This is a genomic window from Achromobacter sp. 1L-A-4-B-C2 (genome assembly GCF_057291955.1).
Genome location: NZ_JBXAWP010000001.1, coordinates 1,011,565 through 1,034,313, shown reverse-complemented (window position 1 = coordinate 1,034,313; position 22,749 = coordinate 1,011,565). Strand labels below are relative to the sequence as shown.

Here is a 22,749-nt window from a genome sequence, read left to right as displayed (position 1 = left end):
CACGATCTGCGCATCTTCTACACGGTTGTCATGACGGCTCGACGCGCCAGGCCGCGCAGGTCATGAGCCTGACGCAGCCGGCGATCGGCCACGCCGGCGCAGATGCCGTAACTGCCCAACTCCACCGTCAGCGATCGCGTCAACCCGACCACGCCCCATTTGGACGCGGCATAGGGCGTGCGCAAAGGCACCGCTCAGGTCCACGGGCAGGGCGGTCAAGTCTTGCGGGGTCAAGCGTTTTCCCTGGAAGGCGTTATGGGTTTGCCCGTATGCGTCGTTGCGTCATTGCGTCATCGGATCATTGCGTCATCAAGCGGCACTTGGATTCCTTCGGCGAGGTATAGATCTCATCACCCGGAATCTTCGCGACCAGCTTGTAATAGTCCCAAGGCCCCTTCGATTCGGCCGGCTTTTTCACCTGCATCAAATACATGTCGTGCACCAGCAGGCCGTCAGCGCGCACCGTCGCGTTCTTCACGAAGAAATCGTTTACCGGGTTGCTCTTGACCCACTTCATGATGGCTTCGCCGTCCGTCGTGCCGGTGGCTTTCACCGCGTTCAAGTAGGTGGTGGTGACCGAGTAATCGCCCGCTTGCAGCATCGACGGCTTCTTCTTCATGCGCTCTTCAAAGCGCGCGGCCCATTTGCGGGATGCGTCGTCCTGGTCCCAGTACCAGGCGGTGGTCAGGTACATGTCTTGCCCGGCGGCCAGGCCCAGCGCGTGGATGTCGGTGATCAGCACCAGCAGGCCGGCAATTTTCATCTTCGGCGTCAGGCCGAATTCGGCGGCCGCCTTCACGGCGTTGCTGGTGTCGGCAGCCGAGTTGGCCAGGCCCAGCACCGTGGCGCCCGACGCCTGCGCCTGCAAGATGTAGGAAGAGAAATCCGATGTGTTCAGCGGATGGCGCACACGGCCCTTTACCTGGCCGCCGTTTGCCTGCACCACGGCCGACGCATCGCGCTCCAGCGCGTGGCCAAAGGCGTGGTCCACCGTCAGGAAGTACCAGTCCTTGTTGCCTTCTTTAAGCATCGCGCGCGCCGTGCCGCGCGACAGCGACACCGTGTCGTAAACGTAGTGCACCGTGTACGGCGTGCATTGCGCATTGGTCAGTTCCGAGGCGCCCGCGCTGACCACGAAAAACGGCGTCTTCTTTTCTTCGGCCACCTTTGCCATGGCCAGCGCGGCGGCGGAATTGGCGCCCGCGATCAGCATGTCCACGCCTTTCTGATCCAGCCATTCGCGCGCGCGAGACGACGCAATGTCGGCCCGGTTTTGATGGTCGGCAACCAGCACTTCGATCTTCTTGCCGGCCACTTCGCCGCCCATGTCCGCCACCGCCATCTTGATGGCTTCGGCCCCGCCCGGGCCGTCGGCATCGGCCGACAGGCCCGACATATCGGTGATGAAGCCGATGCGGATCACGCCGTCATCGGCCACGGCCGCGCCGCCAAAGGCCAGCAGTGCCGAGGCTACCGCCGCGTTCAAGGTTCTTTTCATGATTTGTCTCCCGCCTTGGGGTTTTGGTTTGGATGCCGTGCCGTCGTCAGAATGCGACGTTGTCCCTGGATTTTTTCATGGGGCTTGGACGTGTACTGTTCTATCGTGGCCCCGGCTGTCTCCGCCGGGTGCGGCCCATTCTGTCGCACGGATCCGGCCTTGTCACGTGAACAGAAATTATCAACTGATACGGTTTCCGGTGCTGCGGCGCAGCGTGATCTTGGTGTCATCCACGCGGTCAGGCGCGACCCCCCTGAAATACAATCTGCCGCTATGTCCCGCCGCCCACCGACCGACCCCCAATCTTCCGGCCCTGCCGGCCCGCGCTACGTTCTTGCCGTGGACCTGGGCGGCACCCGCTTCCGGGCCGCGCTGGTGGATGAGGCGGGAGGCATCGCCCACGCCTGCGCCATCGACAGCCCGGCGGCCACCGGCATCCAAGCCGGCTGGGACGAGATCGATGCCGACGAGTGGTGGCGCGGGCTGCAAGTGCTGTCCGACACCCTGGCGCGGCAGGCGGGCGCCGACTTTGACGCCATCGCCGCCCTCGCGATCTGCGGCGTCACCCGCACGCAGGTATTCGTGGATGCCCAGGGCGCGCCCGTGCGTCCCGCCATCACATGGCGCGACACGCGCACGGCGGGGGACGTGGCGCAATGGCTGGCCGCGATGCCCGCCGACCACCCCGAGGCCGCGCAGATCAACGCGTTTCACCCGTGGGCGCGCGTGGTCTGGCTGCTGCGCGTCGAACCGCAACACGCCGCACGCGTGCGTGTCGTGCTGGAACCGAAGGACTACCTGAACTTCCGCCTGACCGGCCATGCCGCCAGCGACACCGTGTCCATGGCCAGACTGGCGGCGGCGGGGCGGCCGCAAGGCCCGGCCCCCGACCTGCTGACTGCGGTCGGCGCCGATCCCGGCTGGGTGCCGCCTTTGCTCGACCCCCTTGCCATCGTCGGCCCGGTGCAACCCGGCCTGCCGGGTTCGCTGGCCCGTCTGGCCGGCCGCAGCGTGGTCGCCTGCTCGAACGACACCTGGGCCGCCGTGGCCGGGTTGGGGGCGTTGCGGCCCGGCTACGCTTACAACATCTCGGGCACTACCGAAGTCTTTGGCGCGGTCGGCGCCGAGCCGGTGCTGGCCGAGGGGCTGATGACGGTGAACTGGGGCAACGGCAACCACCAGATCGGCGGACCGGGCCAGAACGGCGCCGACACCATCGCCTGGCTGTTGCCCTTGCTGGGCGGGGTGGCCCGGTTTGGCGACTCGCGGGCCGGCGACATGTCCGCCGTCAGCCACGCCATGAACGCCTTGCTTAACGCGCCGCGCGACCCGCAGCCCGCACTGTTCCTGCCCTACCTTCAAGGCGAGCGCGTGCCTTACTGGGACCCCCAATTGCGCGGCGCCTTCATCGGCCTGAACCGCCGGCACGGCCCCGGCGACCTGGCATGGGCGGTGCTGGAAGGCGTGGCCTTCTTGAACCGCACGGTGTTGCAACGCGCCGAAGCCGCACTGGGTAAGCCGGTTGCAGAAATCCGCTTCGGTGGCGGCGCGGCGTCCAACCCGCACTGGTGCCAGGTCAAGGCCGATATCTGCGAACGCCCCGTCGTGGTGGGGCAGGCGGACCAGCCGGGCGTCATCGGCGCGGCGGCTGCCGCCTGGGCCGCGCTTGGCCGCTACGGCAGCTTCGCGCAAGCCCAGGCCACCCTGGCACGCCCCGCGCACCGCTACGATCCCGACGCCACCCGACGCAACGCCTATCACCGGTTGTATGCGCAATTTCGCGCTGCCGAAGCCGCCTTGACGCCGGTCTCGCACGCCTTGGCCTCACTGCGCCTGCCGTAAAAACCCTAAGTGCGACGACGCCGCAAAGCCGCCCTGCGCGGGGCTGCCCGGGTATAAACTGCTACGCCATCAGGGCGCGTACGCCCGGCAGGCGGTGGATAACCCTTGCACTACAACAAATACCAACGCAGCAAGGGTTGAGTCGATGCGCGGCATCCTGGAAAAGTACGGCACGGCAATCGCGGGATTGGTCCTGGTGGGCTTCTTCGCAATCGCCGCCCCTAATTTCGCGGCGCCTAACAACCTGTTGAACATCGCCAAGGAAACCAGCTTCCTGGCCATCATCGCCATCGGCTTCACGCTGGCGCTGGTGACGGCAGAACTGGACTTGTCGGTGGCCGACGTCGCCAGCCTGGCCGCCGTCGTCACCGGTGCGCTGGTCCATACCGGCCAACCGGTGATCGTCGCGATTGCGGCGGGCCTGGGCGTCGGCCTGCTGTGCGGCCTGGCCAACGGCATCGCGGTGACGCTGCTGCGCGTGCCATCGCTGATCGCCACGCTGGGCATGGCCGCCATGGCGCGCGGCTTCGCCTTCATGCTGACCGACGGCGTGTCCTACGTAGGCCGCTGGCCCACTGCCTTTACCGACCTGGCTCGCGCCAAGCCCTTCGGCATCCCGGCGCTGGTGCTGTGGATGCTGGGCATCGTGCTGGTCGCGTATTTCCTTATCAAGTGGACGCGCACCGGCGCGCGCATGACGGCCACGGGCGAGGCCGGCGAATCCGCGCGCCTGGCCGGCATCAACATCCGCGCCATGAAAAGCATCGGGCTGGCGTTGTCCGGCCTGTGCGCCGGCGTCGCCGCCGTGCTGCTGACATCCAGCCTGTCGTCCGCCGCGCCCAACATGGCCGGCGACTACTTCCTGTATGCCATCGCCGCCGTGCTGCTGGGCATGACGATGTTCAACCCCGGCCATGCCAACATCGGCGGCACGCTGGTGGCCGCGTTGATCCTGAAGGTGCTGGGCAACGGCCTGGTGCTGATGGGCGCGCCGTACTACGTGCAGGACATCGTGCTGGGATTCATCATGATTGCATCCGTCGCGGTGTCATCGGCCGTGCTGAAGAAAGCGGCTTTCAAATTCTGATCCGAAGGGGAAACCATCATGAAGACATTGATCAAGCGCACGTTGCTGGCGGGCGCCTTCGCCGCGCAAGCGTTGGCCGCCAGCGCCGCCCACGCCTTTGACGTCGGCATCGTCGCGTTCCAGATGTCGTCCGAGACGCACGCCCGCGTGGCCAACGCCGCCGCCCAGGCCGCGCGCGCCAAGGGCTGGACGGTCACGCAACTGAACGCCGAGGGCTCGTTGCCCAAGCTGGCCGAACAGCTGGACACGCTGGTCAACAAGAAGGTCGATGCCATCGTCGTGGCGATGGGCAAGCCGGTGGAAACCGACGCGCAGTTGCAGGCCGCCAAAGAGAAAGGCATTCCGGTGGTGGGCGTGATGTCCGGCGCCAGCCCGCACATGCTGTTCGACGTGGAAGTCAACGAATACGCTACGGGCGCGCAGTCGGTCTTGTACCTGCTGGGCAAGATGGGCTATCAGGGCAACATTTTGTCGGCGCGCTTTGATGGCAACTCGGGCACGCGCATTCGCGGCAAGATGCTGGACGCGGTGCTGACGGAGAACACCGCCGTCAAGGATCTGGCCAAGTTCAGCATGGCCCGCACGCAAAGCTGGCGCGACGATGTGCGCAACGGCATGCAGGCGCTGTTCCTGCGCCATCAAGGTCAGTTCAAGGGCGTGTGGGCATCGTTTGACGGGCAAGCCTACGTCATCGACGACCTGCTGCAATCGCAAGGCATGAAGAAGGGCGACATCACGCTGGTGTCGGTGGACGGCGGGCCCGAAACCTATCGCCGCATCGCCGACCCCAACAGCCTGATCACCGCCACGATGATGATTCCGTTCGAACAGCTGGGCACCAGCGCCATCGAATCCATCGACCGCATCGTGGTCAAGAAAGAGCCCAAGGAAACGGTGGCCTCGGGGCCGTACCTGTTCATGGATTCGGTGTTGGTCGATGCGTCCAACGTGCAGAAGTTCCTGCAACCCGCCGCGAAGTGAATGCGGGCCAGCGTGTAATCCCAGTCAGCATGACCCCGATGACCCCAGCCAGCATGCCCCCCATCACCGCCGCCTTGTCGCTACGCCAGATCCGCAAATCGTACGGCGCGGTCGAGGCCCTGAAAGGCGTGGACCTGGACGTACCCGAAGGCAAGGTCATGGCCATTTGCGGCGACAACGGCGCGGGCAAATCCACGCTGATCCGCATCATCTCGGGTGCGCAGGAACCCACGGGCGGCGAACTCAGCCTGAACGGCCGCGCCGTCGCCTTCCGCTCGCCGCACGATGCGTTGGTCCAGGGCATCGCCACCATCTACCAGGACCTGGCCCTGGCGCCGCGCCTGTCCATCTGGGAAAACGTCTTCATGGGGGCCGAGCTGGTCCGCCGCGTCGGCCCGCTGCGCGTGCTGGACAAGCGCCGCATGGCCGAGCAGGCGCGCGGCTATCTCCAGCGCCTGTCGGTGCCCATCGACGACATGGAGCGCCCCGTTGAACGCATGTCGGGCGGCCAACGCCAGGCCGTCGCCATCGCCCGCGCCCTGCGCTGGGACGCGCGCGTCGTCATCATGGACGAGCCCACCGCCGCCCTGGGCGTCAAGGAAACCGCCTTGGTCCTGAACCTGGTGCGCAAGCTGCGCGAAGAAGGGCGCACGGTAATCCTGATCAGTCACAACATGGCCGACGTGGTCGCGCTGGCCGATCGTGTCGCCATTTTGAAAGGTGGCGTCAAAGTGATCGAACGCGACATCGCCGGCCTGGACGCCGACGCCCTGGCGCATCGGGTGATGACGGGTAAAGATTGATTCTGGCGGGCGTGCCCGCATTTGCGCCTGACGCATAAAAAAAGCCGCCGCCGGGTTTCCCCTGGCGGCGGCCTTTTATCGTGCAGCGGCGGGACTTAGTCCTGGCGGCTGGTCACTTCAACCAGGTGATAACCGAACTGCGTCTTCACCGGACCTTGCACCACGCCGACCGGGGCGCTGAACACGACGGTATCGAATTCCTTGACCATCTGGCCCGGGCCAAACGTGCCCAGGTTGCCACCGTCACGGCTCGACGGGCAGCTGGAGTTTTCCTTGGCGACTTGAGCAAAGTCAGCGCCGTTTTCAATGGCGGTCTTGAGTTCGTTGCACTTGTCTTCGGTGGAAACGAGGATGTGACGGGCGGAGGCTTGTGCCATGTGGAGGCTCCTTGCGGAATAGATTGGGGAGGGGAGAGTAACGCATTTGGGCGTGCTCACTACGGTGCCATCATAAACTGGCTTTCGTGGCGGCCCTGTTGCGGTTATTAACCCGACGTTACGCCAGCCATTCCCGAAACGGCCCCAAGTCCATCCCGCTGGGCACATACCAAACCTTGCGGGTCTTGTCCCATTGCGCGCCCAGCGCCTTGACCACGTCCCGGTTCGCGTAGGCCACTTTCAGATCCCGGTGGCCCACCGCTTGCACCGGCGCGGCCATGTTTCGGCGTAGCGCGGTGTCCGCGCGCTTTTGCGTGGCGGCCAGTTGCATCTGGTCGATGAACGCGCTGCGGCGCGTGGCGTCTTGCGTCGATATCAAGGTCAGGCGCGACTTGGTTCGTGTTGCCGCGACGTAAAACAGGTTCTCTTCTTCGCGGCGTTGACGCAGCGGGTCGGGGAATGCGTCGGCGTCCATGAAGGGCAGGACGACGTGTTCGAATTCCTTGCCCTTGACGTTGACGATGCAATCCATCTGCACCGTGTTCTTGCCGGGCCGCGCGCCGACAAAGGCTTCCGCCGCGCCGATCCATTCCGAGAACTCGCGCAGCGTCTTGGCCGACGCCTTGGCCGATGCGATGAAACCGTTGATCGACCGCGTGACGACGGACGCCTCGTAGGGGTGCACGTACAGGCGCCTGGCCAGTTTTTCCATGTCCATGCCGTCGCGCACGGACTCCAGCGCCAGGTAGGCGGGGGTGTCGGTGGGCAAGGCGCGCAGGTGTTCCACCGCGTCCGTGATGCGGGCGCGGGCGGCGGGGCTGCCCACGCGCTGTATCTGGCCGCTGAAAAAGTGCTTCAGCGCGGACGGCTCGTTGGCCAGCGTGGTCTGGGCTTCGCGCAGTTCCTGCGGCGTCAGCGGCACTTCGGCAAAGGTGGTCAGCGCGTCGACGATGGCCTCGCGCGTGGCGGGTGCGGCCACGTGGTGGAAGTCGTCAAGCGCAATGGCGAGCATGCCGCGCAGGAACAGGATTTCTTCGCGCAGCAGGTAGCTCTTCATCGTCAGCGTGCGGTAGGGCAGGCCGGCGTTCATCAAGGCGTTTTCGATTTCGATGGATTGATGCGCGTCGCGCAGCAGGACGCAGCATTGGTCCAGCGGTTTGCGGTCCTGCTTCCATTGCAGGATCGCCTTGACGACCTGGTCGCCACACGCACCCGGCGTGTCGGCGTACGCGGCCTCGTGAATGTCAGTGCGCAGCGGCAGGTTTGAATCCACCGGTTTTTGCTTGAACGCTTCCATCGCGTAGGCCAGATGCGGGCCGTGGCGGTACGTCATCGTCAGCGGGTAGTTTGCGCAATCCGGGAAGCTGGCACGGATGCGAGTTTGCAGGAACGATTCATCCGCGCCCAGGTGTGAATAAATCACCTGGTCTTTATCGCCCACGCCTACAAAATACGTAACGTCCACATTCAGCAGCGCTTCGATAATGCAGAACGACGCTTCGTTGATGTCGTGCAGCTCGTCACACAACACCAGCCTGTAAGGGGCCAGCACGTCGCGCGGGTCGGAAGAAGAGCGCAGCAGGCGGGCCAGATCGTACGTGGCGTCAAAAAAACCCCGGGCGTCTACATAACCGAACACATCAACGCGCTGTTTTTCGTATTCAACGGCCCACAGATAATCGGTGATTGTCACGCCCGCGCTTTCGGCGATGGACACGGCATCGGCCTCGTCATTCGGCGCGATCTGCATCGTGGCTTTCAGCTTCAGCAGGTTATCCAGAAACTGGCTGACGGCCGTGTTGTGCGTACGGATATCCAGCAGCTCGGCATATTGCGGGTTATTGGCCGCCACGCTTTCCAGAGCGTACAAGGCGTAGGCCTGTTGTTCGCGCGTGGACGGCAACACCTCGGGCTTGCCGTCTTCGATCTTGGCCAATACCCGCTGCGCATACTCTTCAACCGTTTGCACAGGGACGCGCCGCGCCGTGTTGTAGGCGATACCGACGTCGACCAGGCGCGTTTGCAGCACCTGGCGCGCTTCATCCGTGAACGTCAGCGCCAGGATGTCTTCAGGCGGCAGGCCGCGCGTCAGCGCTTCGCCGATGCGCAGGGCCAGCGTGGTGGTCTTGGCGGCGCCCGCGTTGGCGATGACCAGGCTGGTCCGGCTGCGCGAGGTCTGGATCCGGGCCTGTTCTTCAGTGGGCACGAATCCGGACGGGAAGAACTGGGGGGCAGGGGAGTTTGTGGTCATCTAGGCAAAAAAGGCGCGAGCAGAATGTCGCAGCGGAAGACGCCAGTGTAACGATTCCAAAAATGGGCTCCGCAACGCAAATGGCCGGCGGGCGCTAGGCGCGCCTGCCGGCCATTCAGGTCCTGACTACGGGAAAGCAGATGTGGAAAGCGGACGCGCCGCGATCAGCGCACCGGCCACCCGTACATCAGGCCGCCGTCACGGTAAGACGCGTTCAGGCCGCGCGACAGCTTCAGCGGGCTGCTGGGGCCCAGGTTCTTTTCGAAGCTCTCGCCGTAGTTGCCGATGTGCTTGATGATGTTGTAGGCCCACTTGTCGTCCACGCCCAGGTTCTTGCCCATGCCGGGCGTCACGCCCAGCAGGCGTTGCACGTTGGGGTTGGTGCTTTTCAGCATCTCGTCCACGTTCTTGGACGTGACGCCGTATTCCTCGGCTTCCAGCATGGCGAACATGGTCCAGCGCACGACGTTGAACCACTGCTCGTCGCCCTGGCGCACCATGGGGCCCAGCGGTTCCTTCGAGAAGTTCTCGGGCAGGATGTCGTATTGGCCGGGGTTTTCCAGGTTGCTGCGCGCCGCGGCCAGTTGCGACTTGTCGCCGGTGAACGCGTCGCAGCGGCCCACCGCGAAGGCGCGGATGATCTCGTCCAGGCGTTCCACCACCACCGGTTTAAACGCGATGTTCTGCGAGCGGAACCAGTCCGCCAGGTTCAGTTCGGTGGTCGTGCCCGGTTGCACGCACACGGTGGCGCCGTCCAGTTCCTTGGCGCTTTTCACGTTCAGGGACTTGTTCACCATGATGCCCTGGCTGTCGTAGTAGTTCACGCCCACGCCGATCAACCCCAACGTGGTGTCACGCGTGAGTGATAGCGTGGTGTTGCGCGGCAGGACGTCCACTTCGCCGGATTGCAGCGCGGTAAAACGCTGCACGGCGCTGACGGCCATGATCTTGGATTTGGCGGGGTCGCCAAACATGGTGATGGCCAGCGCGCGGCACAGGTCCACGTCCAGGCCGACCCAGCCGCCCTTGCTGTCATTGACCGAAAAGCCGGCCACGCCGGTCGAGACGCCGCATTGGACAAAGCCCTTGTTCTTGACGCTGTCGAAAGTCACGCCCGCCGTGGCGGCCCAGGACGAAAGAAATAAGGCGGTGCCTGCCGCAACGTGTTTGAGTGCTTTCATGGTGTCTCCGCGCGCTGGGCGCATTGGTATTCTGTCGGCCGTGGGCCGAGGTGCGCGGAATGGTAGCCACGCCGCCTGGGCGGGAATATCAGGGAATTCCCGTTAAATCCACTGGGCGGAATTTACGGGGATAATTCTTGCCGGGCCGACACAGGGGCGATAAATGAATCAGAAAGATCCACCCGAAGGTGCCGACGACGGCGGCCACGCCCGGCGCCGCCCGGGGCGTGGTTTCGTCAAGCAGCAGGTGCAGGGCACGTGGCGTGAACTGATCCGCGTCAATACCAGCGACCGGCGCTGGGAAATGCCGCTGGCCGCCGCGCTGTCTTCCGGCTTGCCATTAATGGTGGGCGCGTATTTTGGCCGCATGGACTATGGCCTGATGTCCAGTTTGGGCGGCATGGTGTTTCTAAGCCTGCCCAATACTTCACTTGCCCAACGCATGATGATGCTGCTGGCGGCCGCGTTCGGCATGGTCGCCTGCTACGCCATCGGCGCGCTGACGCAGTTCTGGCCCACGGCGATGATTGCCGCACTGACCGTTATTGCCATCCTGGTGAACATGGTGTGCCGCTGCTATCGGCTGGGGCCGCCGGGCAGCCTGTTCTTCATTATGGCCACCGCGATTGCCGCGTATACGCCTGGCCATATTGAAGATGTGCCGATGCGCGTTGGCATGGTGGCGCTGGGTTGCCTGGTGGCCTGCCTGGTGGCGTTTGCGTATTCCCTGCACATGACGCGCGTGGCGCCGCCGCCGCCCGAAGCCGCGCCGCCCAAACCGACCTTTGATTTTGTGGTGTACGACTCGGTCATCATCGGCCTGTTCGTGGGCATTTCCTTGTTGGTGGCCGAATTACTGCAACTGCCGCGCCCGTATTGGGTGCCGGTCAGTTGCCTGGCGATTATCCAGGGCGCCAGCCTGTGGGCGGCCTGGAACCGCCAGCTGCATCGGATATTGGGAACGGCGCTGGGTTTGTGCGTGGCGTGGGCGTTGTTGAGCCTGCCGTTGAATGTGTGGACGCTTAGCCTGGTGATGATGGCGCTGTCGTTCGGTATTGAAACGCTGGTGGTCCGCCACTATGCCAGCGCGGTGGCGCTGATTACGCCGCTGACCATATTCCTGGCCGAAGCGCCCCATCTAGGCCAGGGCTATCCGGCCGACGTCATTGAAGCGCGGTTTGTGGATACAGTCATCGGCGCGTTCATCGGGGTGCTGGGCGCGGTGCTGCTGCATAACCAACGCATACGGCCGCGATTAAGCCGGTGGATGCGCGCGGTGCTGCCGAATCGGGTGAGTTGATTACGTGGGCAGGGGGGGCGGATGCCGGCTCTTGCCCATATTCCTTTTTTTGTCGTTATCCGCCCGTGGGTGCCAGACCCGCCGCGCAATAGGGGCAATCGGCATCCGGCTTGGCGGTTTGCACCATGGCGCCTTCCACGGCCGCGCCATGCAAACATTCATGCGACAGCCACTGGCTCAGGCGGTCATAGCTTTCCATATTGCTGCGCCAGTTCGGCGCGCACAGGTAATAACCCAGCGGGCTTTCAAACGCGCGGTCGAACACGTCCACCAGCTGCCCCGTCGTCAGTTCCTTTTCGATCAGGCAATGCGGCATCAAGGCCACGCCGAAGCCGGATGAGGCCGCCTGGATAATCATTGAAAACAGATTGAACCCCGGGCCGAAACGCGCGCGATCATAATCGCCGATATACGTGGAAAACCAGTATTCCCACGACAGCGGAATCTCGATGTGCTGTAGCAGCGTGCACTGCTTGATGTCTTCCAGGCTGTTGATGGGGTGCTGTTCCAGATAATCGGGCGAGCACACCAGGCGGGTTTCGCGCCCGGTCAGGTACTTGGCGTCGCCATCGTGCCAATCCCCATAGCCATACTGGATGGATGCATCGAAATCCAGTTCGGTGCTTTTGTAATCCGCCACGCTGTAGCGCACGAAGTTGACCGAGATATCCGGGTTGAAGGCGCGAAACGTCTTCAAGCGGGGAAACAACCATTGCGCCGCGAAGGTGGGCGCGGCGGATACGTTCAACGACTTGGCCGACTGCTGCGTGGCCATGACCTGCGATGTGGCGCTTTCCAGCGTGTGCAGGGCCGGCCGGATCAGGCTCAGGTAGGTCGCGCCCATGCGGGTCAGCTGCAAGCCATTGGTGGCGCGAATGAACAGGGTGTGGCCCAGATAGCTTTCCAGCGTGGCGATATGCCGGCTGATCGCGCTTTGCGTCACGAACAGTTCCTTGCCCGCCTTGGAGAACGACAAGTGACGCGCCGCCGCGGTGAACGCGTTCAACTCTGAGAGGGTGGGGCAGCGACGTCTCATGGTGGTGTGCGCAATCCGGCTATGAATCGCGGATAAGAAATGTGGCTCAAAACCGGCGCGGAGCATTCCCGAAGAGGGGTATGAGTAAAGCTCATAAGGCTGTTCTATTTTGTGTCGAACGCCTAAGGGGAGACCCGGTATCGGACGTTTGGATTGTACCGGTAGAGTTCGCCATGCTGAATTTCCTGCATGTTGAACAGATAGCGTGATTTATTTATGAAGCCGGTTGTTGTTAAGAATTGCAAGATCTTGAATACCCGATCGATGGTCCTCGAAGACGCGGCCAACGTATTGATCGAAGACGGAATGATCTCCCGCATCAGCGCCGACGCGCTGACGGCGCCCGACGCCGAGGTGGTTGACGCCAAGGGCATGACCTTGATGCCGGGCATGATCGACTGCCACGTGCACGTGGTGGCCTCGTCGTTCAACCTGGGCCGCGTGGCCGCCTTGCCCAACGCGCTGGCACTGCTGCGCGCCTTGCCCATCATGCAAGGCATGCTGGACCGGGGCTTTACCTCGGTGCGCGATGCCGGCGGCGCGGATTGGGCCTTGGCGCAAGCCGTGCTGGACGGCGTGGTCGATGGCCCGCGCCTGTTCTGCTCGGGCAAAGCCCTGTCGCAGACGGGCGGCCATGGCGACTTCCGGCCGCGCAACGACGAGCTGGACCCGTGCCCGTGCTCGGTCAAGATCGGCAACATCGGCCGCGTGGTCGACGGGGTGGACAACTGCCGCCTGGCGGTGCGTGAGGAAATCCTGAAAGGCGCCACGCAAATCAAGGTCATGGCCTCGGGCGGTGTGGCGTCGCCGAACGACCCGATCCAGAACCTGGGGTTTTCTGAATCAGAACTGATCGCCATCGTTGAAGAAGCCAGCAACGCCAACACCTATGTGATGGCCCACGCTTACACGCCGCGCGCCATCACGCGTGCCGTGCGCTGCGGCGTGCGCACCATCGAACACGGCAACCTGGTGGACCGCGAGGCGGCCGAGGTGATGAAAGAACATGGCGCCTACATGGTGCCCACGCTGATCACCTACGAAGGCCTGGCCAACGACGGCGAGCGCTATGGCCTGCCGGCGGACTCGGTCAAGAAAATCGCCACCGTGCGCACCCAGGGCTTGAAGGCGTTGGAAATCCTGGACGAAGTCGGCGTGAAGATGGGCTACGGCAGCGACCTGCTGGGCGAAACCCACTACATGCAAGCCGACGAACTGCCCTTGCGCGCGCGCGTGCTGGGCAACGCCAAGGTGATCCAGCAAGCGACGTTGATCGGCGCCGAGATCTTGAACCAGGAAGGCTTGCTGGGTGAAGTCCGCGAAGGCGCGCATGCCGACCTGTTGCTGGTCGACGGCAACCCGCTGGACGACATCGCCCTGCTGACGCAGCCCGATTCCATCAAGCTCATCATGAACCGCGGCTTGCTGCACAAGAACGCCTGGTGACGTTCTTTCACCCTTACTTCCGGAAATCTTCACCATGTATTCCGTATCGGACCGCCTGGAACGGCTACCGTTTTCCAGCTTCCATTTCAGGTTGCTGATGATCGGCGGCCTGGGGCTTGCGTTTGAAGCACTGGACGCCGGCATCATTGCCTTCATCATCCCCTCGCTGCGCACGCAGTGGGGCTTATCCACCGGCCAGATCGGCTGGATCGCCAGCAGCACGTACGTCGGCTTTCTGGTGGGCGCGCTGTTCTCGGGCATCCTGGGTGACCGCTACGGCCGCAAGAAAATCATGATGTGGGCCTTGCTGCTGTTCTGCGTGGCCACGTTCATCAACGCGTTTGCGCGCAACTATCACGAGTTCTACATCCTGCGCATGATTGCCGGCATCGGCATGGGCGCGGAAGGCGCCATCATCGCGCCGTATCTGGCGGAATTTGTCAGCAGCAAATACCGTGGACGCTTCACGGGCGCGCTGGCGGGTTTCTTCTCGTTCGGCTTCGTGCTGTCGGCGTTGCTGGGCTATTTCATCGTGCCGATGAGCGACGACGGTTGGCGCTGGATCATGGTGATTGCTTCCGTGCCGGTAGTGTTTTTGCTGTGGTGGCGCAAGTCGCTGTTCGAGTCGCCGCGCTGGCTTGAACACACCGGCCAGACCGCCGAAGCCGACCGCATCTGCTCGGCCATCGAAGCCGAAGTGCAGCAAAAGCTGGGCCGTCCGCTGCCCACGCCCGTTGCGACGCGGCGCGCCGCCACCGCCGCCGAAAATCCGCAAAGCGCGATGGACAAACTGACGTCCCTGTTCTCGAAAACCTACCTGGGCACGACGGTGCTGGTGTGGGTGTTCTGGATCACGGTGCTGTTCTGCTACTACGCCTTCCTGGTGTGGATTCCCAGCTTGCTGGTCGAGCGCGGTTTCACCATCACCAAGAGCTTTTCGTACACCATCCTGATCTATCTGTCGCAGATTCCCGGCTATTTTTCCGCCGCGTATTTCAACGACAAGATCGGCCGCAAGTACACGATTCTGGCGTACATGCTGCTGTCGTGCCTGTCGGCGCTGGGCCTGGCTTTGGCCAGTGGTGAACAGCAGATCATCATGTTGAGCATGTTGCTGTCGTTCGGCATGAATGGCGTGATTGCCGGTCAGTACACCTACACCGCCGAGATCTATCCGACGTCGATCAGGGCAACCGGCATGGGCGCGGCATCGGCCTTTGCGCGCATCGGCTCGATTGCATCGCCCACCATCGTCGGCGTGGCGTATCCCGTACTGGGCTTTGCCGGCGTGTTCGCCATGATGACGGCGATCTTGCTGGTGGGCGGGCTGGGCATCCTGTTCTTTGGCAAGAACACGCGTGGCGTGGTGCTGGAGGCGATTCACTGATGACACAGACATCAACCTTGGCGCCGTGGGCGGCGCATGCGCGGGCCCTGGCTCAGGCAGAAGACCGCGCGGCGCAGTGGCAAGTAGTGTCGGCCTTGCTGGCGGACGCCTTCGGGCATCAGCTGTTCACCGCGCTGCTGTATCTGCCAGAGCATCGGCTGATGAAGCGCTTGTACACGTCGGATGAAAGCATCAGCCCGCTGGGCGGTTTCAAGGCCACGGGCAACGGGCCGTGGTCGCGTCATGTGCTGGAGCAAGGCCTGCTGTATGTGGCCAGCGATGAAGACGACGTGCGGTCGGTGTTTTCCGAAGCGCCGATGCTGATCGAGCGCGGCCTGCATTCCGCGTTCAATATTCCGGTGCGCTACCAGGGCCGGGTGATCGGGTCGCTGAACCTGCTGGCCGGTCGCAAAGCCTACGATCTTGCCGACCGGGATCTGGCGGCGGTGATCGCGGGCATGTGCGCGCCGGTCTTCATTGAGGAAATGCAGGCTGCGCAAGCGGCGGCGGCGGCGGTTGATCGATCGGGGCTGGACAGCGTGTGAGCGCGGCGGCGGCAAGGAAGCTCACTCCGTTCTTTGCCGCCACCACTTCCGCCATGATCGACAACGCGATCTCGGCGGGAGTCTTGCTGCCGATGAATACGCCGGCCGGGCCGCGCAGCTTGTGCAGGTCGGCGTCGGTCAGATCAAAGTACTCGCGCAGCCGCGCGCGGCGCTGCTCGCTGTTCTTGCGTGAGCCGATGGCGCCGACATAGAAAGCGTTGGATTGCAGCGCATCGATCAGCGCCAGGTCATCCAGCTTGGGGTCATGCGTCAAGGCGACCACGGCGGTTCGTGCGTCGGGCTGCACGCGCAGGATGACGTCGTCCGGCATCTCGCGCGTGAAAGTTATGCCGTCCTGCGCCCAATCGCCCTGATGCGATTCACGCGGGTCGCAAACGATGATTTCAAAGCCCAAGGTCAGCGCGATCTGGCAGAGATATCGGCTGGTGTCACCCGCGCCAATCACGATGAGGCGCGCCGTGGGACCAAAGCCCACCGTCAACGTCGCGTCAGTCAATTGCGGCGCGATGTCGGGCTGTGCGCCCTGCAATCGCGTGTGCCCGGATGACAGATCGACGGTACGCGTGACGCAGCGCCGCTCCACGCAGGCTTGCAGCAGTTCTGGCAGCAGGCTGTGCGCGCCGATGCGTTCCATCAACAATTGCACCGTGCCGCCGCAAGGGATGCCGAAGCGGCGTGCATCGTCCGCCAGCACGCCGTAGCGCATCAGCACCGGCAAGTGCGCGTCATCGCCCAGGGCGCGAACGCGATCGGCCAAGTCGTCTTCAATGCAGCCACCAGACACCGACCCCACCACCGCGCCTTGCGCGTTCATCGCCATGATCGACCCGGCGGGCCGGGGCGACGACCCCCACGTACGGACCACGGTGAACAGCCAGGCCGGGATGCCGGCTTGTTGCCAGGCCAAGGCTTGGCGTAATACCAGGATGTTGATGTCCGTCATGGGGCTGATGCTTGCGTGGCGTTGATGTGTGGCGTTGTTGCGTGGGTCAGGCCGCCAACACCGCCAGCACGGCGTCGGGCGTGAATGGCGCTTCGTAAAAGCGCTTCCCGGTGGCGTCGAACAAGGCGTTGGCAATGGCGGCGGGGCCGGGCACGGATGCGGATTCGCCCGCGCCCATCGGCGGTTCGTCCTGGCGCGGCATCAGCAAGACGTCAATGGCGGGTACGTCCTTGAAGCCGATGATGGGGTAGCCACCCCATTCGCGGCTGGCCACGCCGGCGTCGTCAAACGACACCTTTTCAATCAGACAGCGGCTAAGCGTCTGGATCACGTTGCCATGGACTTGATGGCGCACGCCGGCCGGGTTGACGATCATGCCCGTGTCCTGGCCGACGACAATGCGCTCGACGCGCACGCGCCCCGTGGCCGGGTCCACGCACAGGTCGATGACCCAGGCCGCCCACGCGGCGCCGAAGCCGGGGAACTTGCTGTGCACATAGCGCGCATAGGCAATGCCCCGCCCGCGCAGTAAGCCGTCGGCGTCCGGCTGGCCCCGGCTGCCGGCGGCGCGCGCTTGCCATCCGGCCTGCCTGGCCGTGGCATCGATCAGCGCGACGGCGCGCGCGTCGTCCAGGTTGCGCAAGCGGTATTCGACCGGGTCGGCGCCAGCGGCCTCGGCCAGCTCGTCGATCATGCAGTCATGCGCAAAGGAATTGGGCAGGGCCGATACGCCGCGCAACCAAGACGAACGCACGATCGGCGGCATGTCGTGGCAGACGACGCGCCGCGCCGCGTAGCGATAGGGCGGCGCGGCGGTGCGGTCGCCCATTTCCAGTGTGCGCGGGTCGCCCGAGACGGCGCCGGTCAACAGCAAGGCCAGCAGTGGCGCATCGTTGGAGGGGTAGCGCACGGCGAAGTCGACCGCCAGCAGATTGCCTTGCGCGTCGATGGCGGCGCCCACGTCCATCAACTGGCCGGTGCCCTTGGGCTCCCATTGGTGTTCTTGTTCACGCGTCAGCTGCACGCGCACCGGCGCGCCCACCGCCATCGACAGCAGCGCTGCGTCGGCGCAGACGTCGTCCGCGCAATTGCGCCCGTAGCACCCGGCGGCTTCCAGGCGGATCAGGTCGATCTGGCCTTCGCCCAGGTTCAGCAGCCGGTCCAGATCGGTGCGCAGCATGTGGGGGTTTTGCGTGCCCGTCCACATCGTCAATCGCCCGTCACGAAAATCCGCCACGGCGCAGGATGGGCCGATGGACGCGTGCATCTGATACGGCCAGACGTAGCGGCGGCGCAGGTGCGTGGCGGCCTGGGCGCACGCGGCGTCCACGTCGCCGTCTTCGATCAGCGGCCGCGCGCGGGCCGGGTTGGCGTGGATGGCGGCAGCCACGTCGCTCAGGTCGGGCGCGGGCGGAATGGGCTTCCACCGGACCTTCAGGGCGCGCATGGCGGCAATGGCCTGTTCTTCGCGGTCGGCCACGACGCCGATGAAATCGCCTTGCACCACCACCTGCACATTGCCCGGCAAATGGGCCACGGAGGCGCGGTCCACATCGATCAGGCATTGGCCGATGAAGTCGCCGGCATCGCGCCCGGGGTGCGGCGGGCGCACGACGCGGCCATGCCGCATGCCCGGCACGCGCACGTCGTGCACGAAGCTCAGTTCGCCCGTGGCCTTGGCGGGGATGTCCACGCGGGCGACGCCCTGGCCGACGATGCGATATTCGCTGGCGGGTTTGAGGCGGACGGGGGCGTCGGGCGCGGCCAGCGTCAAGCGGATGTGCTGGCCGGCAAGCAGATCGCCATAGCTGAGCGCTTGCGGCAAGTGTGGCGCGGCATTGTTGTGATGCGTCGTATCGCCGTCGTCGTGCCGACCTTGGCGTGGCCGGCGATCTTGCTGGTCCCGCACCTGCACCACGCCATCACGCACGCACAGCGCGTCACGCGGCACGCCCAGCCGCTGCGCCGCCAGCATCAGCAGATGTTCGCGCGCTTGCGCGGCGGCGCGGCGCAATGGCACGGCGGAAATCTGGATGCTGGCGCTGGCGATGGTCGGCCCCTGGTTGGGCGCGGCGCTGGTGTGGCCCAGCACCATGTCCAGCCGTGACAGGGGCACGTCCAGTTCTTCGGCAACGATCTGCGCCAGTGACGTGCGGATACCGGTGCCCAGGTCCACATGCCCGTTGAATGCCAGCACGCGCCAACCGGGCGACGGCGTGTCGCCCGCGACCAGGCCGGCATCGCGCACGATGGCCACGAATATTTCGGGCGTGGGCTGGACGTATTCGGTGGCGGAGCCCGGCTGACCCGGCGCGGGTTTGGGCGGCGCCGACGGCTCGCGCACCACCAGCAAGGCGTCGGGGTGGGCAAGCAGCGCGCCAGGCAGTAGGTGGGGCTGGGGCAGGGGCATGAGGGCAGCGAAGGGGAGGGGCCGGGCCGGTTGACGATTATGTCGCGCTTAGCGCGCGGCCGGCAGTGGGGCATCCACCAACGCGCGCGTCTCGGCCAGCGCGTGGTCCAAGGGCATGACAGCCGCGTACTTCTGCGCCATGTCGAACAGGTTGGCTTCGTGCGGCCCCAGCGCGCGGTCGCCGCAGCAGTCGGACACCACCAGCGGCCGAAAGCCCGCCTGCATGGCATCCACCACGCTGGCGCGCACGCAGCCGCTGGTCACGCAGCCGGCCACCAGCAAGGTCTGCACGCCGCGCTGCGCCAGCCACGGCGCCAGCATGGTGCCAAAGAATGCAGACGGCGTGCTTTTGCGCACCACGTATTCGCCGGGCGCCGGGGCAAGCTCGGGCACGATGGCGCTGTTGTGGCTATGTTCTTTCAGGGCCAACATCGCGGGCACCTTCAAGCAAAAAATGTTGCTGTCGGCATCGTCGTCCGAGAACACGATGCGGCTGTGCGCGACCGGCCAGCCGCGTTCACGCGCGTGGGCCAGCAGGTGCCGCGTCTGCGCAATGGCCGGCGCAATGTTGCCGCCGCCCAGCACGGCCGGGTCGGCAAAGCCGTTGACGAAGTCCACGATCAGCAGGCCAAAGGGCGCCTTCAGCGGCAACGGCGTGCCGAAGCCTTGCCGCGAGTAGGCCGAGATGTCACCCGCGACGGCGTCGGCGGGAATGGTTTGGGTGGAAGCATTCATTTGTTGTCCTTGCGGCGGGCGGCGTGCGCCAGGCCGGGTTCGTCTTGCACCACGCCGCGCGTCACCATCGGCTGGCCGTCCAGCGCCACGCTGCAATGGCGCATGGGGATGTCGATATGGCAGGCGGTGGTGCGGCTGCCGCCTGCTTCATTGTTGGGGCCCATGGACCACAGGAAATTGCCCTCGAAGGCGCGCGCGTCCATGCCGATGTGCGCTTCCTTGTTGTAGTGCGCCAGCATGGACCACTGCGCGCGCGGTTGCAGGCCCCAGCCGATATGCGACACGGCATACGCTTCCGGGTCTTCATACGCCGCCATGTATTCCTTCAGGATGTCTGCCTGAAGCCCGCCGTTGATGCGGGTGACGTAGCCGTTCTCGATGACCAGTTCAATCGGATCGGTCACGTAGTCCTTCATGGGCAAGAGGATGTCGCCACGGTCCAATACCACGCGGCCTTGGCTTTGCCCTTCGTTGGGCCACGTCAGGACGAAGCCGCTGGGCCAGTGGTCCCAGCGGCCGGGTTCGTCCACGAAGCCGTATTCCGATATCGCGGGAAACTCGCCCAGTTCGCAGCGCAGGTCGGTGCCGGCGTCGGACGTGATGTGCATTTGCTTGGCGGCTTCGATGCGACGCGCGGCGGCCTGCACGCGCGCGCGGTCGGCATCGGTGGGGACCAGGCGGCACAGCACTTCGGGCGGTTCGATGGCCAGCAGGATCTTGGTGCCGGTCTGCAGGATGTCATGCTGCTCGGGCGAGAACAGCAGCGTCATCAGGTCCAGCACCAGGTCGCTGGCGTTCAGCGCCGCGATGGCGGCCGGGTTGCCCGTCAGCGGCGTGGCGCCCAGATACGCCAGCGCGTCGCGGCTGATGGACTTTTCCGCGTTGACGGGCGGCAGGTCCAGGCGGTTGACGCGGGCGCCCAGGTCGGTGGCGGCGGCGATCGCGCAGCGCAAGGTTTGCGGGTGCGTGTCGGCGCCGGTCAGCACGGTGACGATCTGTCCGGCTTCAAGCCGCGACAACGTCAGCACCTGCTTCCAGGCGTGGATCAAATCGATATCGCTGACGGACATGGCGGGCTCCTTGAATCAGCGGATTGGGAAAAGGGCGGATCAGTCGATCTTGCTGCCAAGAAAATCGCCGAAGGCGGCGTAGAAGCCGGCTTCGTTGTCCCACGGAATCATGTGGCCAGCGCGGGGTACGCGCACGTGCTGCGTCTGCGGCGCCAGCCCCTGCCATTCGGCCACATCGTCATCGCCGACGACGCCGCCCTTTTCGGCGGTAACCAGCAGCATCGGGATCTTGATGGCGGGCAGGTCCGCGTGGATGTCGTCACGGCCAAAGTCTTCAAAGCTCTGCACAATCGCCGGTTCAAAGCAGGTGTGCAGCCATTGCGCGCGCAGTTGGCGCTGGGCTTCGGTCCAGGTGGGGCAGAAGGCCAGCATGTCCTCGGCGCTCATGCCGTGCGTGGCCTGGCGAATGGAGTCCACGTACCACGGCAGATTGGCCGGGTACGGGCGGCGGCCCGGGCCGGATACCGGGGGGTCCACGAGGACCAGGCGAGTCAGCGCCTGGGGTTGGCTGCGCGCGGCGCGCACGGCGATGCGGCCGCCCATGGAATGGCCGACCAGCGCGTAGTGGGCCAGTTGCAGCGCCTGGGCAAACGCATTGACGTCAGCCGCTTGCGCGTCCAGGCCGTAGTCCAGCCCGGGGCCGGACGCCGACAGGCCCCGTCCACGCACGTCCAGCACATAGGTGTCGAACTGGCGGCCCAGGTGTTCAGCCACAAAGCCCCAGGTGACGGCCGGGCTGGTGATGCCGGGAATCAGGATGACGGCGGGGCGGCCGGCGCGTTCGCCCGCCGTGCCGCCGTAACGCAGGTAGTGCTGGCGGATGCCGTTGGCGTGGACGTTGGCGCCGTACAGAAAAGTGCTATTGGCTTGGGCTTGGGTCATTGTGCGCTCCGGGAGTAGGGGTAAGCGCCCGATAGCAGGGCGCCGGCGCCGGGTACCACTGGGTCCATGCCCAGTTCTTTGAGGATGGCGTAGGTGGTGGCGATGGACGCCGTGAGAACGGGTTTGCCGGTTTCCGCCTCCACTTGCGAGACGGCGGGCAGCGACGGCATTTGCACGCAGGCGGACAGCACGATCACATCGGCGTCGGCCACATTCATGCCGGCGACGATGCCCGGCAGCTTGGCCGGGTCATGGCGGCCCACGTCCAGGTTGTCGGGAATTTCCAGCGCGCGCCAATCCACGATTTCGAATCCTTCGGCGGCGATGTAGTCCATGACCAGTTCGGTCAGCGGAATCATGTAGGGCGCGACCAGCGCGATTTTCTTGGCGCCCATCGCATGCAGCGCCTCGACCAGCGCGCCCGCGCTGGTGATGACGGGCGCGGAGGCGCCGTTTTCGGCGGTGCGCTCGGTCAGCCGTTTCTGAGACACGCGGTGGTAACCGCGCCCCATGGCCATGATGGCCACCAGGCAGGCGTAGCCCAGCACGTCGACGCGCGCATCGCTAAGTTCAAGCGCGCAGCGGTCGCTTTCGGCGTCCATGGCGGCCAGCTCTTCCTTCTGCACTTTCTTCATGCGCATGCGGCTGGAATGAAACGTGAAGCGATCGTTGGGGCGCAGCGACGAATGCGCCTGCAACATGGCGGGCACCTCGGTTTCCATCGTGGTGTTGGAACTGGGAACGATCTGGCCGATACGGAATGTCTTCGTCATGGAGAAGCCTTGGAAAAAGGGCGGGCCTAGGGTTTTCGATAAATTCAAAAGAAGCGTATACGCTCTATTCTTGCAAAGAGCAGCGCAGATGACCAGCCCGCTTGTTGTAGTGGTTTTCACCTAAGTGTGCGCGAGTAATGCACTATTTTGGTGATTCCCCTTCGGGTTTACGCGCGGGTCA

The 22,749-nt window shown here is 64.7% G+C and carries 20 protein-coding genes; 8 read left to right on the top strand and 12 right to left on the bottom strand.

Annotation, left to right across the window (positions count from 1 at the left end; translation table 11 throughout):
* Positions 1-17: 17 nt before the first annotated feature.
* A complete protein-coding gene (locus AC0Z35_RS04720; protein WP_485131668.1) occupies positions 18-191 on the bottom strand; it encodes a hypothetical protein in 174 nt (57 codons plus the stop codon).
* Between the two features lie 107 nt (positions 192-298).
* A complete protein-coding gene (locus AC0Z35_RS04715; RefSeq protein WP_120157088.1) occupies positions 299-1,498 on the bottom strand; it encodes an ABC transporter substrate-binding protein in 1,200 nt (399 codons plus the stop codon).
* Between the two features lie 273 nt (positions 1,499-1,771).
* Here AC0Z35_RS04715 and AC0Z35_RS04710 point away from each other — a divergent pair, with 273 nt between their 5' ends.
* From AC0Z35_RS04710 to AC0Z35_RS04695, 4 genes are all read left to right on the top strand, one after another.
* On the top strand, positions 1,772-3,340 hold the full coding sequence (locus AC0Z35_RS04710) for a xylulokinase (protein ID WP_485131220.1): 1,569 nt from the start codon (positions 1,772-1,774) through the stop codon (positions 3,338-3,340).
* 145 nt (positions 3,341-3,485) lie between these two features.
* Positions 3,486-4,427: an ABC transporter permease gene (locus tag AC0Z35_RS04705; RefSeq protein WP_485131221.1), complete on the top strand. Its 942-nt coding sequence runs from the start codon at positions 3,486-3,488 to the stop codon at positions 4,425-4,427.
* Between the two features lie 18 nt (positions 4,428-4,445).
* On the top strand, positions 4,446-5,408 hold the full coding sequence (locus AC0Z35_RS04700; protein WP_120157086.1) for a sugar ABC transporter substrate-binding protein: 963 nt from the start codon (positions 4,446-4,448) through the stop codon (positions 5,406-5,408).
* A 62-nt stretch (positions 5,409-5,470) separates the two neighbouring features.
* A complete protein-coding gene (locus AC0Z35_RS04695) occupies positions 5,471-6,211 on the top strand; it encodes an ATP-binding cassette domain-containing protein (protein ID WP_485131646.1) in 741 nt (246 codons plus the stop codon).
* Positions 6,212-6,306: 95 nt separating this feature from the next.
* Here the strand turns inward: AC0Z35_RS04695 and AC0Z35_RS04690 are convergent, their stop codons facing one another.
* The 3 genes from AC0Z35_RS04690 to AC0Z35_RS04680 all read right to left on the bottom strand — a co-directional run bounded on the left by AC0Z35_RS04690 (position 6,307) and on the right by AC0Z35_RS04680 (position 10,020).
* Positions 6,307-6,588: a peptidylprolyl isomerase gene (locus tag AC0Z35_RS04690; protein WP_104141761.1), complete on the bottom strand. Its 282-nt coding sequence runs from the start codon at positions 6,586-6,588 to the stop codon at positions 6,307-6,309.
* Positions 6,589-6,706: 118 nt separating this feature from the next.
* Positions 6,707-8,794: a UvrD-helicase domain-containing protein gene (locus tag AC0Z35_RS04685; protein WP_485133302.1), complete on the bottom strand. Its 2,088-nt coding sequence runs from the start codon at positions 8,792-8,794 to the stop codon at positions 6,707-6,709.
* A 209-nt stretch (positions 8,795-9,003) separates the two neighbouring features.
* Positions 9,004-10,020: an amino acid ABC transporter substrate-binding protein gene (locus tag AC0Z35_RS04680; protein ID WP_314355445.1), complete on the bottom strand. Its 1,017-nt coding sequence runs from the start codon at positions 10,018-10,020 to the stop codon at positions 9,004-9,006.
* A gap of 163 nt (positions 10,021-10,183) precedes the next feature.
* On the opposite strand from AC0Z35_RS04680, the gene AC0Z35_RS04675 reads away from it, so the two are divergent.
* Positions 10,184-11,320 (top strand): FUSC family protein, encoded by a 1,137-nt coding sequence (locus tag AC0Z35_RS04675; RefSeq protein ID WP_485131223.1) that lies wholly within the window; start codon positions 10,184-10,186, stop codon positions 11,318-11,320.
* Between the two features lie 55 nt (positions 11,321-11,375).
* Here the strand turns inward: AC0Z35_RS04675 and AC0Z35_RS04670 are convergent, their stop codons facing one another.
* Positions 11,376-12,326 carry a LysR substrate-binding domain-containing protein gene (locus AC0Z35_RS04670; protein WP_485131647.1) on the bottom strand — a complete coding sequence of 317 codons (951 nt, stop codon included), beginning with the start codon at positions 12,324-12,326 and terminating at the stop codon, positions 11,376-11,378.
* A 246-nt stretch (positions 12,327-12,572) separates the two neighbouring features.
* Between AC0Z35_RS04670 and AC0Z35_RS04665 the strand changes: the two genes are divergently transcribed.
* The 3 genes from AC0Z35_RS04665 to AC0Z35_RS04655 are packed head-to-tail and all read left to right on the top strand — an operon-like array spanning position 12,573 to position 15,734.
* Positions 12,573-13,802: a metal-dependent hydrolase family protein gene (locus AC0Z35_RS04665; RefSeq protein WP_485131224.1), complete on the top strand. Its 1,230-nt coding sequence runs from the start codon at positions 12,573-12,575 to the stop codon at positions 13,800-13,802.
* 34 nt (positions 13,803-13,836) lie between these two features.
* Positions 13,837-15,189, top strand: a complete 1,353-nt coding sequence (locus AC0Z35_RS04660; RefSeq protein ID WP_046807244.1) for an MFS transporter — start codon at positions 13,837-13,839, stop codon at positions 15,187-15,189.
* Complete coding sequence (locus AC0Z35_RS04655) at positions 15,189-15,734, top strand: GAF domain-containing protein (RefSeq protein WP_485131225.1); 546 nt, start codon at positions 15,189-15,191, stop codon at positions 15,732-15,734. The genes AC0Z35_RS04660 and AC0Z35_RS04655 overlap by 1 nt, the downstream gene beginning before the upstream one ends.
* Here AC0Z35_RS04655 and AC0Z35_RS04650 read toward each other — a convergent pair.
* The 6 genes from AC0Z35_RS04650 to AC0Z35_RS04625 are packed head-to-tail and all read right to left on the bottom strand — an operon-like array spanning position 15,664 to position 22,568.
* Positions 15,664-16,698 carry an XdhC family protein gene (locus tag AC0Z35_RS04650; RefSeq protein ID WP_104141768.1) on the bottom strand — a complete coding sequence of 345 codons (1,035 nt, stop codon included), beginning with the start codon at positions 16,696-16,698 and terminating at the stop codon, positions 15,664-15,666. The genes AC0Z35_RS04655 and AC0Z35_RS04650 overlap by 71 nt on opposite strands.
* Before the next feature lie 46 nt (positions 16,699-16,744).
* Positions 16,745-19,108, bottom strand: a complete 2,364-nt coding sequence (locus AC0Z35_RS04645) for a xanthine dehydrogenase family protein molybdopterin-binding subunit (RefSeq protein ID WP_485131226.1) — start codon at positions 19,106-19,108, stop codon at positions 16,745-16,747.
* Positions 19,109-19,156: 48 nt separating this feature from the next.
* Entirely contained in the window at positions 19,157-19,843 is a 687-nt protein-coding gene (locus tag AC0Z35_RS04640) for an isochorismatase family protein (protein WP_046807247.1), read from the bottom strand.
* Complete coding sequence (locus tag AC0Z35_RS04635) at positions 19,840-20,913, bottom strand: 2,5-dihydroxypyridine 5,6-dioxygenase NicX family protein (RefSeq protein WP_485131227.1); 1,074 nt, start codon at positions 20,911-20,913, stop codon at positions 19,840-19,842. Before AC0Z35_RS04635 ends, AC0Z35_RS04640 begins: the two co-directional genes overlap by 4 nt.
* A gap of 39 nt (positions 20,914-20,952) precedes the next feature.
* The gene (locus AC0Z35_RS04630; protein WP_485131228.1) at positions 20,953-21,795 is read right to left on the bottom strand and encodes an alpha/beta fold hydrolase; all 843 of its coding nucleotides are present in this window, start codon (positions 21,793-21,795) and stop codon (positions 20,953-20,955) included.
* Complete coding sequence (locus AC0Z35_RS04625; RefSeq protein WP_485131229.1) at positions 21,792-22,568, bottom strand: maleate cis-trans isomerase family protein; 777 nt, start codon at positions 22,566-22,568, stop codon at positions 21,792-21,794. Before AC0Z35_RS04625 ends, AC0Z35_RS04630 begins: the two co-directional genes overlap by 4 nt.
* Between the last annotated feature and the right edge of the window lie 181 nt (positions 22,569-22,749).